18 protein-coding genes are annotated in these 15,373 nt (G+C 35.3%); 3 read left to right on the top strand and 15 right to left on the bottom strand.

Annotated elements, in window-relative coordinates; all coding sequences use genetic code 11:
- Positions 1-32: 32 nt before the first annotated feature.
- The 4 genes from LDX58_RS08305 to speD form a co-directional block, all read right to left on the bottom strand.
- On the bottom strand, positions 33-869 hold the full coding sequence (locus LDX58_RS08305) for an undecaprenyl-diphosphate phosphatase (protein ID WP_227936355.1): 837 nt from the start codon (positions 867-869) through the stop codon (positions 33-35).
- A gap of 917 nt (positions 870-1,786) precedes the next feature.
- Positions 1,787-1,951 carry a hypothetical protein gene (locus tag LDX58_RS08300; RefSeq protein ID WP_227936354.1) on the bottom strand — a complete coding sequence of 55 codons (165 nt, stop codon included), beginning with the start codon at positions 1,949-1,951 and terminating at the stop codon, positions 1,787-1,789.
- Between the two features lie 12 nt (positions 1,952-1,963).
- On the bottom strand, positions 1,964-2,233 hold the full coding sequence (locus tag LDX58_RS08295) for an alpha/beta-type small acid-soluble spore protein (protein WP_227936353.1): 270 nt from the start codon (positions 2,231-2,233) through the stop codon (positions 1,964-1,966).
- Positions 2,234-2,370: 137 nt separating this feature from the next.
- A complete protein-coding gene (speD, locus tag LDX58_RS08290; RefSeq protein ID WP_227936352.1) occupies positions 2,371-3,174 on the bottom strand; it encodes an adenosylmethionine decarboxylase in 804 nt (267 codons plus the stop codon).
- Positions 3,175-3,392: 218 nt separating this feature from the next.
- Between speD and LDX58_RS08285 the strand changes: the two genes are divergently transcribed.
- Together LDX58_RS08285 and LDX58_RS08280 are read left to right on the top strand one after the other, a co-directional pair.
- The gene (locus LDX58_RS08285) at positions 3,393-4,526 is read left to right on the top strand and encodes a zinc-dependent alcohol dehydrogenase (protein ID WP_227936351.1); all 1,134 of its coding nucleotides are present in this window, start codon (positions 3,393-3,395) and stop codon (positions 4,524-4,526) included.
- 132 nt (positions 4,527-4,658) lie between these two features.
- A complete protein-coding gene (locus tag LDX58_RS08280; protein WP_227936350.1) occupies positions 4,659-5,102 on the top strand; it encodes a hypothetical protein in 444 nt (147 codons plus the stop codon).
- 36 nt (positions 5,103-5,138) lie between these two features.
- On the opposite strand, the gene LDX58_RS08275 is transcribed toward LDX58_RS08280, so the two are convergent.
- Both LDX58_RS08275 and LDX58_RS08270 read right to left on the bottom strand, forming a co-directional pair.
- On the bottom strand, positions 5,139-5,393 hold the full coding sequence (locus LDX58_RS08275) for a DUF3219 family protein (protein ID WP_227936478.1): 255 nt from the start codon (positions 5,391-5,393) through the stop codon (positions 5,139-5,141).
- Between the two features lie 41 nt (positions 5,394-5,434).
- Complete coding sequence (locus LDX58_RS08270; RefSeq protein ID WP_227936349.1) at positions 5,435-6,349, bottom strand: CBASS cGAMP-activated phospholipase; 915 nt, start codon at positions 6,347-6,349, stop codon at positions 5,435-5,437.
- Between the two features lie 170 nt (positions 6,350-6,519).
- On the opposite strand from LDX58_RS08270, the gene LDX58_RS08265 reads away from it, so the two are divergent.
- Positions 6,520-6,681 (top strand): hypothetical protein, encoded by a 162-nt coding sequence (locus LDX58_RS08265; protein ID WP_227936348.1) that lies wholly within the window; start codon positions 6,520-6,522, stop codon positions 6,679-6,681.
- 453 nt (positions 6,682-7,134) lie between these two features.
- Here LDX58_RS08265 and wrbA read toward each other — a convergent pair whose 3' ends face one another.
- From wrbA to LDX58_RS08220, 9 genes are all read right to left on the bottom strand, one after another.
- A complete protein-coding gene (wrbA, locus tag LDX58_RS08260) occupies positions 7,135-7,800 on the bottom strand; it encodes an NAD(P)H:quinone oxidoreductase (RefSeq protein WP_227936347.1) in 666 nt (221 codons plus the stop codon).
- A 151-nt stretch (positions 7,801-7,951) separates the two neighbouring features.
- The gene (locus LDX58_RS08255; protein WP_227936477.1) at positions 7,952-8,563 is read right to left on the bottom strand and encodes a flavin reductase family protein; all 612 of its coding nucleotides are present in this window, start codon (positions 8,561-8,563) and stop codon (positions 7,952-7,954) included.
- A 68-nt stretch (positions 8,564-8,631) separates the two neighbouring features.
- Positions 8,632-9,072 (bottom strand): MarR family winged helix-turn-helix transcriptional regulator, encoded by a 441-nt coding sequence (locus LDX58_RS08250; protein ID WP_372459126.1) that lies wholly within the window; start codon positions 9,070-9,072, stop codon positions 8,632-8,634.
- Positions 9,073-9,208: 136 nt separating this feature from the next.
- Positions 9,209-9,742, bottom strand: coding sequence for an NADPH-dependent FMN reductase (locus LDX58_RS08245; RefSeq protein WP_227936345.1), 534 nt, complete (start codon positions 9,740-9,742; stop codon positions 9,209-9,211).
- Positions 9,743-10,049: 307 nt separating this feature from the next.
- Positions 10,050-11,066 carry an EpsG family protein gene (locus tag LDX58_RS08240; RefSeq protein WP_227936344.1) on the bottom strand — a complete coding sequence of 339 codons (1,017 nt, stop codon included), beginning with the start codon at positions 11,064-11,066 and terminating at the stop codon, positions 10,050-10,052.
- A 26-nt stretch (positions 11,067-11,092) separates the two neighbouring features.
- Positions 11,093-12,001 (bottom strand): glycosyltransferase family 2 protein, encoded by a 909-nt coding sequence (locus LDX58_RS08235; protein ID WP_227936343.1) that lies wholly within the window; start codon positions 11,999-12,001, stop codon positions 11,093-11,095.
- Positions 12,002-12,019: 18 nt separating this feature from the next.
- Positions 12,020-13,108, bottom strand: coding sequence for a glycosyltransferase family 1 protein (locus LDX58_RS08230; protein ID WP_227936342.1), 1,089 nt, complete (start codon positions 13,106-13,108; stop codon positions 12,020-12,022).
- A gap of 52 nt (positions 13,109-13,160) precedes the next feature.
- Complete coding sequence (locus LDX58_RS08225) at positions 13,161-14,228, bottom strand: glycosyltransferase family 2 protein (RefSeq protein WP_227936341.1); 1,068 nt, start codon at positions 14,226-14,228, stop codon at positions 13,161-13,163.
- Positions 14,191-15,369, bottom strand: coding sequence for a glycosyltransferase family 4 protein (locus LDX58_RS08220; protein WP_227936340.1), 1,179 nt, complete (start codon positions 15,367-15,369; stop codon positions 14,191-14,193). The genes LDX58_RS08225 and LDX58_RS08220 overlap by 38 nt, the downstream gene beginning before the upstream one ends.
- Between the last annotated feature and the right edge of the window lie 4 nt (positions 15,370-15,373).

Here is a 15,373-nt window from a genome sequence, read left to right as displayed (position 1 = left end):
GATGTCCAAGTCCTAATACATTTTGAGTCACATTAAAGGACCCAGAGAACAAATCCTCCAACAACAAAACAGTATAAAGAAAAGTAAATGAGTTTTCCGCTTTTCATGATGTTCATAAACCACTTCAAAGAATAATAAGAGGCAATAAACGACCCAATAAAAGCCAATAAATAAGGAACGAGCAATTGCGCTAATTGAGGATCATTAATCAGATCCGAAATAGCCAAAATCCCTGCACCCACACTGATTGGAATGAACAAGAAAAAAGAAAAACGAAGGGCCGTTTCTTGACGCCATCCAAGCCCCATTGCTGCAACAATTGTCGCACCAGAACGACTAATACCTGGAATTAAAGCAACCGCTTGTGCTAACCCAACAATAATTACTTCCTTAAAAGTTATTTCTTGATCGCGCTTATGTCCTTTTAAGTTTCGAATGAACCAAAGAGCAATACCTGTAATGATAAGAGTAATGGCAATCACATGAATATGCTTAAATTGATCAGAAATCCAATCTTCAAAAAATAAAGCAATGACTACAGCGGGAATGGTGGCAATCACGATATACATTCCGAATTGAAAGTCTTTTTTAGTTGCGCGATCCCGTGTGAAAACATAATTAAAAAATCCGGATACGAGCTTTTTTAAGTCATGTCTATAAATAACCAATACAGCAAATAAAGAAGCAAAATTGACTAAAACTTCAAAGCTTAAACCATCGATTTCAACTCCTAAAAAGTGCTGCATAAGGACAAGATGTCCACTTGAAGAAACAGGAATAGGTTCCGTAAATCCTTGGAAAATTCCTAAAATTAAATACTTAATCCATAAAATCAAATCAAAACTTATCTCCACTTTGATCTTCCCCATTCAAAACTTCATCTTTTAAGTTGTATTTCTCGTAAATAAAGGACTTGTTATGCTGATGTTCTTTACATTGAATTCGAGGAGGATTTTTATAATATTCTGTTGTATTCATTTACTCATTTTCATTCAAAACAATTAGTAATAAAACTCAACAAAACTTGTTCAACGTTGTAGACAACGAAGATCTATTCTCCTTTTAATAACATAATGCAAGTAAAAAGACCTCTACCAAAAGGGCAAAGGTCTTAGAACAAATAAAAAGACCTCTACCATTGGTAAAGGTCTGGCTAACAACATGTTCATGTTGCCAATAAAGCCGAGGATTAATCCTGGAATGACGACTTTATTGTACAGCTACTCCCCTTTAAGTAGGTAGTATTCGATTATTGAAATTATAATAAATGATATTTGAGCATAAGACAACTAGTTTTTTTATTTAACTTAATTTCTCACAATTATAGTATTTAAGTAAATGATATAAGCAGCAGCTAATTTCAATCCTTCTATTGTGTAATTTGCTGGTTGCGTTTATAGTAATTAGCCTGTTAATCTTAATTTGACTTCTATTCTAGCACCTAAAGCTATGGAAAAGTCATAGAAAAATCGAAAAATCCTCTATAAGAAGCAATAGAAGGAAAACGAATATTAACACATTGACTGATTTTAAATGTTTCAAGAAATACTTTATTTACATCGATTTGCTTACGGATAAACTTTTGTCGTAATATATGTGTATATGTGTCATCCTTCTTCAGATACAGAACACTGGTTCCTTATAGACTTGCTCTTCTCGTACCTCAAAATTCACTGTCACCTTCTACAAATAAAAGATAACCTTCGATTTAAAGCACCGCGTCAGATCTTAATCATTAGCGGCACTTATGGTTCAAAACTTTAAATTGCTTTTTAGGTAACATATTTTAACCGGTAGTAATCCGACCATTGTTTTTCAGCTGTTCGTCGGCGAATTCATTTCTTTCGCCACCATCTGAGAGTTCCTCTGCAAATTCATGATCTTGTCCATTATTATCGTCTAACCAATGTTCTAATGGTTCACACTGCTCTTTCTCTTTATCTTTATTCATAAGATCACCTTCTTATTTGTTTAAATTTTGCTGCGCCATTCGAATCATCTCTTTAACCATACTCCCGCCAATCTTGCCACCAACTTCTCCAGCTTGCTTTGAGGTGAGGGTACCGTTGTATCCTTTTTTCAAAGGAACATGTAAATCCTTAGCTACTTCATATTTGACTTGATCAGGCTCACCCGAATTTATATTATAGCCTTGCTGAGCCATCACCTTATTTTTAAACTGATTAACTGCGCTTTGTGCTTCTGGAACAAGAAGCTTCTTTTTCCTAGCCATAGCATTCATCTCCATTTCCATAGCTTGCTTATATCTTACCCATCCTTTCTTGAATCTTACCTAGTATCATTTGGTATTAGGTCATGCCAAAGCGTCGGTATATACAAAAAGAACCATGACACGTCATGGTTCCACTATTATTTGATGTTCTTCCCGTAAAAAATCTCATCCATCTCAGTCGTAAGCTTATTCGTAATTTCCTCAGCTTCACCTGGATGCAGGTCCACTTTAGTTGTTCCAAATAAATAATTATCTAAATCAAAATCCTTCAACTTACATTTCGTATGAAATGTGTTTTCCTGATATATATTTACATCAATCATATCGTATAAACGTTTTACTTCTTCTGGAATGTAATTTTGAATCGAGTTAATATCGTGATCAATGAATAATTTATGGCCTTTAATATCTCTCGTAAAACCTCGAACACGGTAATCCATCGTCATAATATCTGTTTCAAACGAATGAATTAGATAATTTAACGCTTTTAATGGTGAAATTTCACCACATGTTGAAACATCAATATCTGCCCTAAATGTACTAATTCCCTCATATGGATGGAATTCTGGATACGTATGAACCGTGATATGACTTTTGTCTAATCCCATGACGATAGCTTCAGGAAGTGGCCCTGGAGATTCATCATACGAATCATTTGGCACTTCAACAACCGGACCTTCTGAGACTAGCAATGTGACGCTTGCCCCTTGTGGCACAAAATCTTGTTTTGCGACATTCAGTACATGTGCACCAATGATTTCTGTCACATTTTCAAGTATTTTAGTTAAACGATCTGCATTATATTGCTCATCAATGTATTCAATATAAGCTTCACGTTCTGCTTTTGTTTTCGTAAAACAGACATCATACATATTAAAGCTTAGAGATTTCGTAAGGTTATTAAAACCATGTAATGTGATTCGATCCTCAGGTGATAGCATGTTTTAGGTCCCCTTATCCTTTAGTTCTTTTCCTTCACAGTTCAATAATTAGCCTTATATAGTATGTTACCCAGTTTATGCAATCTAAAACAATTAAATCATTAATCAAAATTAACATGCCTGTTTTTAAATTTGAGTAACAGACATGATAATAAGGTAATACTTTTATAAAGAGTTATTATCGAAAAGCTAAAACCCAACTGAAATGGAGTGTATATATGCGCGCAGTTACCTATCAAGGCCCTAATCACGTAGAGGTTACACAAGTGGAAGATGCTAAAATCGAAAAAAAAGACGATGTCATCGTCCGTATTACTTCTACAGCCATTTGTGGGTCCGATCTACATTTATATCAAGGAAATATGCCCTTACCTAAAGGCTATAGTATTGGTCATGAACCAATGGGTATTGTCGAGGAAGTTGGTCCTGAGGTAACAAAGGTAAAAAAAGGAGACCGTGTCGTGGTCCCTTTTAATGTTGCTTGCGGTCATTGTATTTATTGCAATCAGGGGGAAACGAGTCAATGTGATAATTCTAATCCCCATTATGATTCAGGTGGCTACTTCGGTTACACAGAAAAATTTGGGAATCATCCGGGTGGACAAGCTGAATACTTAAAAGTTCCTTTTGGTAATTTCACACCATTTGTTATACCCGAACCCTGCGAATTAGAAGATGAATCACTACTCTTTTTGTCGGACGTTTTACCAACTGCTTATTGGAGCGTAGAGCATGCTGGTGTGAAACAAGGAGATACGGTCATCGTACTCGGTTGCGGACCAGTAGGATTAATGACACAAAAGTATGCTTGGTTAAAAGGAGCCAAACGTGTCATTGCGGTTGACTACTTAGACTACCGACTTACCCATGCTAAAAAAATGAACAATGTCGAAGTATATGACTTCACTCAGTTTCCAGACATGGGTGAACATTTGAAAGAAATCACTTCAGGTGGTGCGGATGTCGTCATTGATTGCGTCGGAATGGACGGGAAAAAATCACCCCTAGAATTAATCGAACAAAAATTAAAGCTTCAAGGTGGAACACTTGGCCCTATTCAAATTGCCACAAAAGCAGTTCGGAAATCAGGTGTCGTTCAGCTAACAGGTGTTTATGGGGCCAATTATAACAACTTTCCACTCGGACCTTTCTTCTCAAGAAACGTTACCCTTAAAATGGGACAAGCACCGATTATCCCAATAATGCCAAAACTGTTTGACCAAATCGTAAATAACGATTATGATCCAAAAGAGATTATTACACACAAAGTATCACTTGATGACGCAAGCAAAGCATATAAAACTTTTAATAATCACGAAGATGACTGTATTAAAGTTATTTTAAAACCTTAACTTCTCTAGTTAACCAAAGGAAATGCCACTTAAAAGGTATTTTCCTTTGGTTTTTATTTTAAAAACTTTTCAAGAGATAGTAGCACAAACACCCACTCTTGAATATGCTGTTTTTGAAAAGGAGGAGAGAAAATGAACAATTATCCAATGAACAATATGCAACAAGGTACATCAGTTCCAACTAATCAGTATCAAATGCCAAACGGTCCGATGGTGCCGACAACACCTGCTCAACCAGGTACAATGGACCCAACCATGCACCAACACCAAATGCATGAGTTATGTCAACAATATCTACACCACTTAGTTCAACTTCAAACTTCTGATGGGCAAACGGTTGATGGAATTATCGAAAATACTGACCGTGAGGGAGTAACCATGCTTGTGCCTGATGGTGATGTTGAAGAAGGTACACATAGCGAACTAAGATATGGCTACGGTGGGTATGGAGGGTATCCTGGTTACGGTGGATATCCAGGATATGGCTATGGATATCCAAGAAGATTCCGCAGATTCAGACGTCGCCGTTTTCCATTCTATTTGTTAAGCAGCTTGTTTTTTCCGTACTTTTACTAGGAACATTTAAGACCAGCACTTGCTGTGCTGGTCTAGTTATTTACGGACCTCAATCAATTCTAAATGAAAGACACCTACTTGGTTTTCCTCATATAAATTTGTGAATGACGTAGAGTAATTACTTATAGTCGCTCGAGAATCCAAGTTTCTTTCAGCAACTTTTACGTCAAAGGTCATTTCATACAAAAGTGTTGTGATCCTATAATAGTCCTCACTACTGACTTGAAAATCAATAACCATTTTATTTTCTCCAAAACCTGTCTTAGTATCATGATAGCGTAAAACTTCAATTGGTATTGGTATCTCGTTTAAAAATACTTAAGATACCATGATCATTCCTCCCCTAAGAATAACCGTATCTCTTTTTGCTGTTCTTTATATACTCGATTTCCCAAACCAATCAGTTCATCCATACACTTCACATCATCAAAGGGAACTTCCGCCCCTAACCGTTCATTTAAACGAAAATAACGATTTCCTAATAAATGTTGACAATGATACGTAATGGATTCAGAAGATAAATCTAATGCTAAATCAAGCAGCTTTGGCGTTATTTTCATAAAAGGAAATTGAAAAGGAAGCCATTTCTTAATTCCCCAAAATTTATTTTTTTCAAACTTATACTCAATTTCCTGTAATCCTGTCCCTACTGAAAAAATTTTAATTTCCTCGAGATTTTTTTTGAAATGTTGCATAGCCTCTGTCACACAAACCATTGAAGGGTTATTTGCCCATAATCCTCCATCAATGGATAAATACTCATTTTTAATATTATTTGGCGGAAAATAAACAGGTGCTGAACACGAAGATAAAACCGCATCCCATAATTTAATTGTTAAATCATCACTGTCCGGATGCCCATAGTTTGAACGAAAGATATAAGGTTTACCATGGGTCACATCAACCGCTGGAATAAGCAAAGGTTGGTCTATGTCAGAAAGCGTTAATTCCCCAAAATTCTTTTTGAAATATTTACGCAAATCGCGATCACTATAGACACTTTTAAAAATCCCCATTTGTGCTTGCGGGTTAAAGACTTTTTTTCCAAATTTCTTGTAGCTTTTTAAAATGTTTTTCATCGGTTTTTTTAACACTGCGGATGTTGCAATAATCGCACCTGTACTCGTTCCAGCGATCACATCAAAAAGATCTCCAATCGGTTTCTTGTATTCATCCTCCATAGACTTTAATATAGCTACAGCAAAAATACCTCGAATTCCACCACCGTCTATGCATAAAAATTTCATGTTACTCACCTAATTCTGAGTTAGTTTCCTCTTAGCTTTTCCTTCCACTTAGCTGAGTATGTTGATTGTTTTCAATTTCCTTTTATGCCAGTGAAATTGAAAATCGTAATGGAATAGAACGTTTGCCTTGTGAGACATTAACAATAGAAGTTGAAAAGGAGGAAAAAGTAATGGAAGATAAACAACCATTTGAATATGACCGTTATTCAGCAGCAAACCTTAGTCCGGACCTTCTAAACAGAGTTATGCTATTAGAAACAGAAATCCGGGAAGCCACGGATAAAGACGTTGTTCTAATTGCTTATGAAGAGAGTCAACACAACCCAACATAGGATAGAAACCGTTCGTTGCTTTTTATTGCTTAAATAAAAAGAAAATAATGAAATACATTAGTTTTCAAGAGAATAACTATAAGAGGACTAAAACCAGTAGGTCTAGTCCTCATCATTAAACTCAAGTTCTTAGGAATAACCGTCTTCCTTTGTATGGTTTTCTCAACATTCCACGCCCTCTGCGACAAGGTCTGTCTTTTTCATATATCTTGGTTCGATTATTTGTGGAAGATGATTGGAATTGATAATGTTGATACTAAGCATTGAAGTTAAACAAACGTTTGATTAATTTTTGTCGTACTTTGTTTAAATATGTTGTTTATACCTTTAGCGGTAGATATTATATGATACGAATATTAAACAAATATTAAAAATTCATTAATGTTATTTGATTTCTTCTAGTAGTTAATGAAAAAAACTCTCTAATCAAACCGATTAGAGAGTTTACTAACTTTATAGTGAACCTTTTTTTAATGATTCAGCTACTTGAACTGTACGTTTGGCTTGATACTTAGCAGCTTCTTCTACGTTTTCTTGCATCTTTCCATCTTGACCAACTGTAACACTCGTTCCGTATGGATTACCGCCTGAAGCGAATAATAATGGATCTGTGTAACCAGGCGCAGCAACAATGGCACCCCAGTGATACATCGTTGTGTAAAGAGAAAGAATTGTTGCTTCTTGACCACCATGAGCATTACTTGCTGATGACATCGCACTGACTACTTTATTCGCAAGCTTACCTTGGAACCAAAGTCCACCTGTAGTATCTAGAAAATTTTTCATTTGAGCTGGCATGTTACCAAAACGAGTCGGTACACTAAATACGATTGCATCTGCCCATTCTAAATCGTCTAATGCTACTTCAGGAACATCAGCTGTTTCTTCAAGATGAGCTTTCCAAGCTGGGTTAGAATCAATTGCTGCTTGTGGAGCAGTCTCAGGCACTTTTAATAGTTTTACTTCAGCACCTGCTGCTGTTCCACCATCTTCTGCCCATTTCGCTAATTGATAGTTAGACCCTGTTGAACTGTAATAGATAACTGCTAATTTAATGTTTGACATTTCGATCGACTCCTCTTTGTTTGAATTACCAAATAATTTTTTTAAAAAACTCATATTCTCTTCAACTCCTAGTTTTATTCATGTGATATTCACTGAACTGACGGAATACCATCACCCCCTAAAAGGAATTACATTAATTTTGTATTATCCGAATCCGTATATCATGAATTAGAGGTAATAGACAAGTGAATATTATTAAAAGCTCTTATTTCGGTCTTTCTAATTCGAGAAACTCACCTAAATTAGAATAAAGGTTACCAGCTAAGCGACTGATCGGTCTCAAACCTTCAGCATCAATTCGTCCATTCTGATAGAGCTCTTCATGGATGTGGTACTGAACAACACGGCCAATTAGTAACTCACAGGCTGGCGCTTTTTCCGTTCCTCCAAGCGGTATAGCTTTTTCTAGAATACATTCCATTCGAACCTTTGCTTCTTGTATACCCGGCACTTTTACTTTTAAACTTATTACAGGTGTTAAATTTGCAGCATCTACTTCACTTTCATTAGAAGGCAAATTTTTTGCGGTCACATTAAGCTGTTCCAGATAAGACTCATCAGCAATATGAACAACAAATTCTTTTTGCTCGATCGCATTGCGAGAGGTATCTTTCATGACTCCGTTTGATCGCTGTACTGAGACTGAAATCATAGGAGGATTAGCCGAAATAATATTAAAGTAACTAAACGGTGCAGCATTTAAGACCAGCTCTTTTGAAAGCGTCGTTACAAAAGCTATTGGTCTTGGGATAATACTACCAGTCAAGAATTTGTAATTCTCTCGTTCGACTAACTCACTCGGATCAATAGCTTTCATCATTATTTCTCCTCCTATCAAGCTAATTCATTATCATATATTCTTAATTCGAGATAAGTATCAAAAAATTATAATTCCTGTGCATGGAATCCTAATTTTTTTAATTGAATGATTAGTTCTTTCTTTTCATCCGATTCTAAACCTGCAAAAATCTCTTGAATAGCCTCACGGTGCTTAGGGAAAATATCACCCATCAGGTTTGTTCCATCCTCTGTAATAGCCGCATAGGTAACGCGACGATCCTTTGGACAAGGTTTTCTATGAATAAAACTCTTTTTCTCAAGTTTATCAACAACATACGTAATACTACTGCTTGCAAGCAACACTTTTTCTCCAATTTTTTGGATTGGCTGTTCACCTTTGCTATAAAGAAGTTCAAGCACAGCAAATTCAGTTGGATTCAAACCATAGCTTTTAATATCTTCTTCTACTCGTTTCGTCACAGACTGCATAGCACGTGACATAACAACGAATAATTTAAGCGATTGATCTTGATCATAAGACTTCATATTCATCAGTTCCTTTAACTAATGTCTCAATTTCGAGATAATTATATCTTTTAAAAGTTGATTATGTCAATACCTATGCTTTACTTTTTTAAAGAAACGACCCGATAAAGGGCTTACCCTTTATCAGGTCAATATTCTATAAATTCAACTTCGTATGTAAGTTTACTAATTCTTTTGCTAACGTATCAATACGATTATTGACTTCTTCATCAACAATGACATTCGATTGATCAAAACAACTACTGTGCACGAATACATTTGTTGGAGTAATTGCTTTAAAAAATGACAAGATCGGCTTTAGTTGATTATCGGCCACAAGGAAATGTTTTTCAGACCCAGCAGTCGTAACAGTCCCTACAACTTTTGACTCAAAGACATTGGTTGGAAGATGATCAAACAAATTTTTCAAAGCCCCAGTAATAGAAGCTTGGTAAATAGGAGTTCCAATCACAAACAAATCAGCTTCCTTAATCTTATTAATAACAGTCTGTGTATCTTCATTATAAGCTTCTAATGGTTTGCCAATAACAAATTCCACTTCATAATCCTTCATATCGACTAACTCAATCTCTAACTTCGGCTCAAGTTCCCTCGCTCTTTTTAACACTTCATTAACAGCAATCGCTGTTTTCTCCCCAATTAAAGATCCAGAAATTCCTAGTAATTTCAACCCTAATCGCCCCTAACATTATTTTTTTAAATCGTTCTATCTTACATGATTTATCATACATTTATATTAAAACAAATATTAGCAAAAATCACAAACATCGCCACTTATTATATTTTATATTATAAAGCAGAAACAGGCAGAAGTTTTTCGACAAGCCCACGCTCCGAATTGGAAGGCATTGTATGTACCTGTCGTATTTTCTGGAAATTTATTTCTAATTTTAGTGATACAAATATGGTACTATTGTAGTAAGTTAATAACATAAACACAATGTAAAGGAATCTTAAAGACTATTTTCTACCCACTTTTATTTCCTATCAGAAACATAATAGCAGACTAGAATTCCATAGTAGATTAATCTTTGGTCTTTTTCTACAAAAAGCTTCACAATCCAAGAGACAAGGATTAATTGATATAATCCAAAATAGATTGAAAAGCGTGCAAAGATCCAATTTTGAGTTGAGATGATCATAAATACAACACTTAGTAACGACATATTTACAATGACATCACTTTTAGGAAATAATTCCTTCAACTTATCTCTACCAATAAATGCGAGAATAATTGGAACAAAAGCAACCCCTACTCTAAGTGTGCTAGCGCCGCCTTCTTGAAAGTCTTTATATTCCCCATATTTTGTATCTTCAATAGCAGTAAATAATAAATTCATAAACTCATTGAAACCACTAACGATGATGATTGAGAGAAATAGAAGCAAATATGTTGTCTTCGACCAAGCTGGTCTTCTTACCACAAAGTAAATTGGAATTAATATCAGAGCAGTTTGATGAATGGTTGATGCCAGAAGTACAACTAGTAGGTATTTCTTAAAATCCCCATTTATAATAAATTTTGTTGCCGCAAATATAATGGCTGCAGCTAAATACTGTCGAATCCCATTCATTGATACTAAAAAATATCCAATCGTTATATAGACATATAAACTTAACTCAAACATTCGAGAATAATGATATAATGTCATGCCTATAAGAATATTAGTTAAAACTGCTGTTGTAAGTATCATTATTTGTGGATCTCTAGAAACTTGCTGTAAAAGCATTTGTAAGATATTAAAACCAAAGTCTCCAGTAAAATCGATTGTTTCCCAAGTAATATCGAATTCTCGATAAGAGTGCATATAATAATAAGTGTCACCAACGTTATTTCGAAGACCTGATACCAATACTAATGTTGTTAATGCCAAGAAAGCAAAAAATTTGTTGGCGTAAAATTGAGCTGGAATTAATTCAGTCTGTTTACCGATATACCTTGCGAATAGCGATAACGCATAAACTAAAGTTAGATTTAAGTAAAATACAGTCATATGCGTTTTCCTCTCCCAAAGTATATCTATGCATTACTATTTTTTAGAACCGTTACTTTATTTGTATTTTTAATGTATAAATACAAACACAATCCAATAGGACTAGCCAGTATGGTAGTCACCTTACATGGCGATTCGATTACAAACCTTTTATTTTTAATCATCAAATTACTCGAAACATAATGGATGGATTCTCTTAACCTCTCCTTAAATGTAGGCGCATGTTTCATAGCCACTTTCCTAAAATAAGAAAAACCTCGAGGGTTTTTTCTGTATTGGTTGATCATATTCATACTTGATCCATCTTCCAGATATTCGACATGACAGAGAACTTCATTCATAACTAGTAACGGATACTCTTGATCAATTAGTATATATTTGTAACTAAGTGGACAATACTTCTCACCTTCAAATAGTGGATATGGTGGTGTGTTCTTGGTAAGCTCTGTTCGATAGACAAGCTTTTTATCTCCTTTAACTTTATGAATCCCATAAAGGTTGGAAAGAGTAGATGCTTTCACATTTTGGGGCATCTCTGTCCCTATAATTTCACCACCCTGTGTGGCATCTAGCCCAACAATACCTGCATAAGAGGAACCCCCATGTTCTTTCCAAAATGTAAGAATCTTCTCTACTGCATCATCGGCCATATAGTCATCGGAATCTATGCAGACATTTAATTCAGTCTCAATCAATTCATAAGCCGCATTGTGCGCCCCATGCATCCCTTGATTCTTCTGAAAATAGTAATGGATTGGGACAGACCCTTCTAACATCCAACTCTCGACTAACTCCCTCGTATTATCTGTTGAACCGTCATCTATAATCAGCCAAATAAAGTCTTTTGACGTTTGTCGTTTTAAGCTTTCATAACATAGATGAAGAGAGTAAGCCCTGTTGAAGGCGGGTGTAAAAACAGTTAAAGTTGGGTTCATTTTTTATTTCCTCCACTTTTATGCTTGTTTCCTTAATGCTAATGCTCGGTTCATATAGAAATCATATAGCCAATCAGCCATTGTGGCCGTATCATATCCTTTTTCCCTTAATATTTTTGATGTATCTTTATGATCGTAGGAAGAAGTAAGGATTTTATCAGCCCAAACGTTTGCTTGTTCTTTCAAACTACAAAAATCAATTCTCCCTGTTACATTCGACTCTTTTGTTATCGAATCGGATATTATGCAACTTAACCCTGCTGCCTGTGCTTCAACTAAGACGACTGGTAATCCTTCAAAAAGAGAAGGAAAGAGAAACAAATCAAATCCCTGCATCAATTCCGAAATATTTTCACGAACTCCCAGAAATCGAACATGAGGACTAAGATCAAGTTGTTTTGCTTTCTTTTCTATAGTAGCTCGCAAATGCCCATCACCAACGAGAACTAACAAGGAGTTAGGATTTTTTTTATGCAAACTTTTAAAGATATCAAGTAAGAATTCATGATTTTTTTGTTTATTAAAACGTCCAATATGTCCTATGACTAACTTTTCTCCGGCATTTATCTCTTTTCTAATTTGATTTCGAACAACTTGATTAAACTTAAATTGATTAACGTCGACAGCATTATTAAGAACTGTTACTTTCTCAGAATTAGCTAATTGTTTTCCAAAAAGCCATTCCCCAGCTTTTTGAGAGCATGCAAAGTATTCAGTTGGATGATCTTTCATAACATTCCTTGCATATATTCGAAAAGGGAGTTTTAAATCTAACCCTAAATCACTTAAATGACTATGGGCAATTCTGCAAGGCACACCAGCTTTATTAGCTGCTCGTATGACGAAACTGCTATTTTCGTTAATATGAGAATGGACAACCCTATATTCCGAATGTAGCAAGAAAAAATCGTCAAGCAACTTAAAATACTTTTTGTAATTACCAGGTCTTATTTGTGGCATTTTATAAATATTACCACCAAGATTTAAAATCTCCTCATCATAGTGGCCACTTTCTTCACGATGTACCATAAAATCAAATTGAATCTTTGTTCGATCCATTTGACGATAGTAATTCATTAACATCGTTTCAAGTCCACCACGATTCATGATCGTAACTACCTGCAGGATACGTATCGGTTTCAGCTTTATCAATTCCTTTCTATCTAACTATTTTTCTAAGCTTTTCAATACTAGCTAGCATAAAATAAAGCCCCACTGCTCTTTTCGTCTTTGCGCAAAAATAAAACGCCCTCCATACAAATGAGAAATATTGCATTTCAAATTGTTTGAAGGAACGCTGTATTCTCTCATCATGTAGGATGCTATGTAAGTTCCTTATCTTTTCAAAATTTGATGACCTGTTTGATTCGCTCATTTCATTTAAACCAAGTCCTAGAGTATTTAGGCAGATACGGTTATTTAATGCTATGTAAAATTCTTTCCCCAACTCTTTTTCTTGCAAAAACCCTTCAATAATTCCGTATAAATTTAACCACTTTTTTATTAAAAGAGGTTTATATCCGGTTGTTACAGACGTTTCATTTGCTCTCCAGTAGTGGTAGTAAGGCTTATTGACAAAGACAAACGACTTTGCATAATAAAATGCTTGTATATTAAATAGTGAATCTTCGTTCGTACCGATTTCACTTAAATCAGTAAATGTTACTTTATTACCTTTAATAATTTCTGTCTTGTATAATTTGGACCAAACAGTTCCCCAAGCATCTAATAGTTCTGGACTTGCAATTTCTTCATTTACAGGTCCAATCAACCTTCTCATCATTTTTGATTGCACATCTCGGTCTTTGTAAAGCACTTTCTCATCTAATTGGAAATCTTTTTCTTTTGAATGACTACCAAATTCACGGATATACGAACACATAACAATATCGGCACGATCTGTTATTGCGGTTTGATACATATCTTGATACATGGTTACATTAATCCAATCATCTGGATCAACAAAGCCAATAAACTCCCCTTTGGCTAATTGAATACCAGCATTACGCGCTGAGGATACTCCGCCATTTTCTTTATCTATGACGATAATACGATGGTCTTTTTTAGCAAATTCATTTAAAATCTCCAAACTTTTGTCAGTGGAGCCATCATTAATAGCAATGATTTCAATCTCTCTTATTTTTTGTGCTACTAAACTTTCTAGACATCTGATAAGATAACTTTCTACATTATAAATTGGTATGATAATACTTACTTTCGGCTTCATCATGGTCCTCCAACATATAACTCGAGTAAATAGCCCTTAACTCATTATGAACTTGTGAAAGGGTGTATATTCGACTCCGAGAAATACTCCCTTCGCCCAATTTCTCACGTAGCTCTTGTGATTGGTACAACTCTACTAATTTTTTAGCCAACTGCTCATGACCTTTTGTAGGAATAACAAATCCATTAATGTTTTCTAAAATTAGTTCTCTATGACCCCTATTTTCACTTGCTACAACAGGCAACCCACAAGCCATCGCCTCCATAATATTTACCGGTAATCCTTCTCGAAAGCTTGAACCAACTGCTATATCGCAAACAGGTAATAGCTGATCAATATCTTTCCTGAAACCAAGGAAATCAACCATATGTTCTACTCCTAATGACTTTGCTAGCTCTTGACACTCTTTTACAAGAATTCCTTCGCCAGCTAATAAAAGACGAGTTTTCGGAAGCTCATCTTTTACCAATGCTAATGCTCGTATAAGAAGTTGTTGGTTTTTATTTTTATTAAACTCAGCAGCATAAAACATAAGAAAATCTTCATTTTTGTATCCAAGTTTTTCTCGTTCGTCCATTTTCCTTTTTTTATCTACCTGTTTATATTTTTCTGTGTCTATTCCCACACCATGGACATGTTCTATACGGTCTACTTTAAATTGGTGTTTCGTTGCTAAGTTGTAGTCCTCTGTATTGATTGTTATTAAGCAATCAGTTACGCGAGAGAGCACTTTCTCAATCGGATAATAAACAAGCCAATTTGCAAGTGGCGCACCTTTACAAAAATGAAAGCCATGTGCCGTGTAAATAACCTTTGTTCCACGTTTTCTTGCCTCGCGGGCTGCCAATCTCGTAAGTACTCCGCCAAGTGGCGTGTGGCAATGGATTATCTCATACTGATTTTGCCTTATGATAGATTTTAGTTCCTTGTATGCCTTTATATTTGCTACGTTAAAGGGCGACCTATGAATCGGAATAGTAAATTTAGCATCAGTAAAAGGTAATTGATTCGTCCCTGATGCCGCCACATGAACATCCCACCCCTGCTCCTTAAACCATTTCATATACGGGAGATGAAAGGCTTTGAAATGATAATCAACGGTTGCACAAAATAAGATTTTTTTCGCCACTGTTCTCACCATTCCT

It is taken from the genome of Alkalihalobacillus deserti (assembly GCF_020734105.1).
Lineage (GTDB): Bacteria > Bacillota > Bacilli > Bacillales > Bacillaceae_D > Halalkalibacter > Halalkalibacter deserti.
The sequence above is the reverse complement of the archived record's forward strand: the minus strand, read 5'-3'. Positions and strand labels throughout refer to the sequence as shown.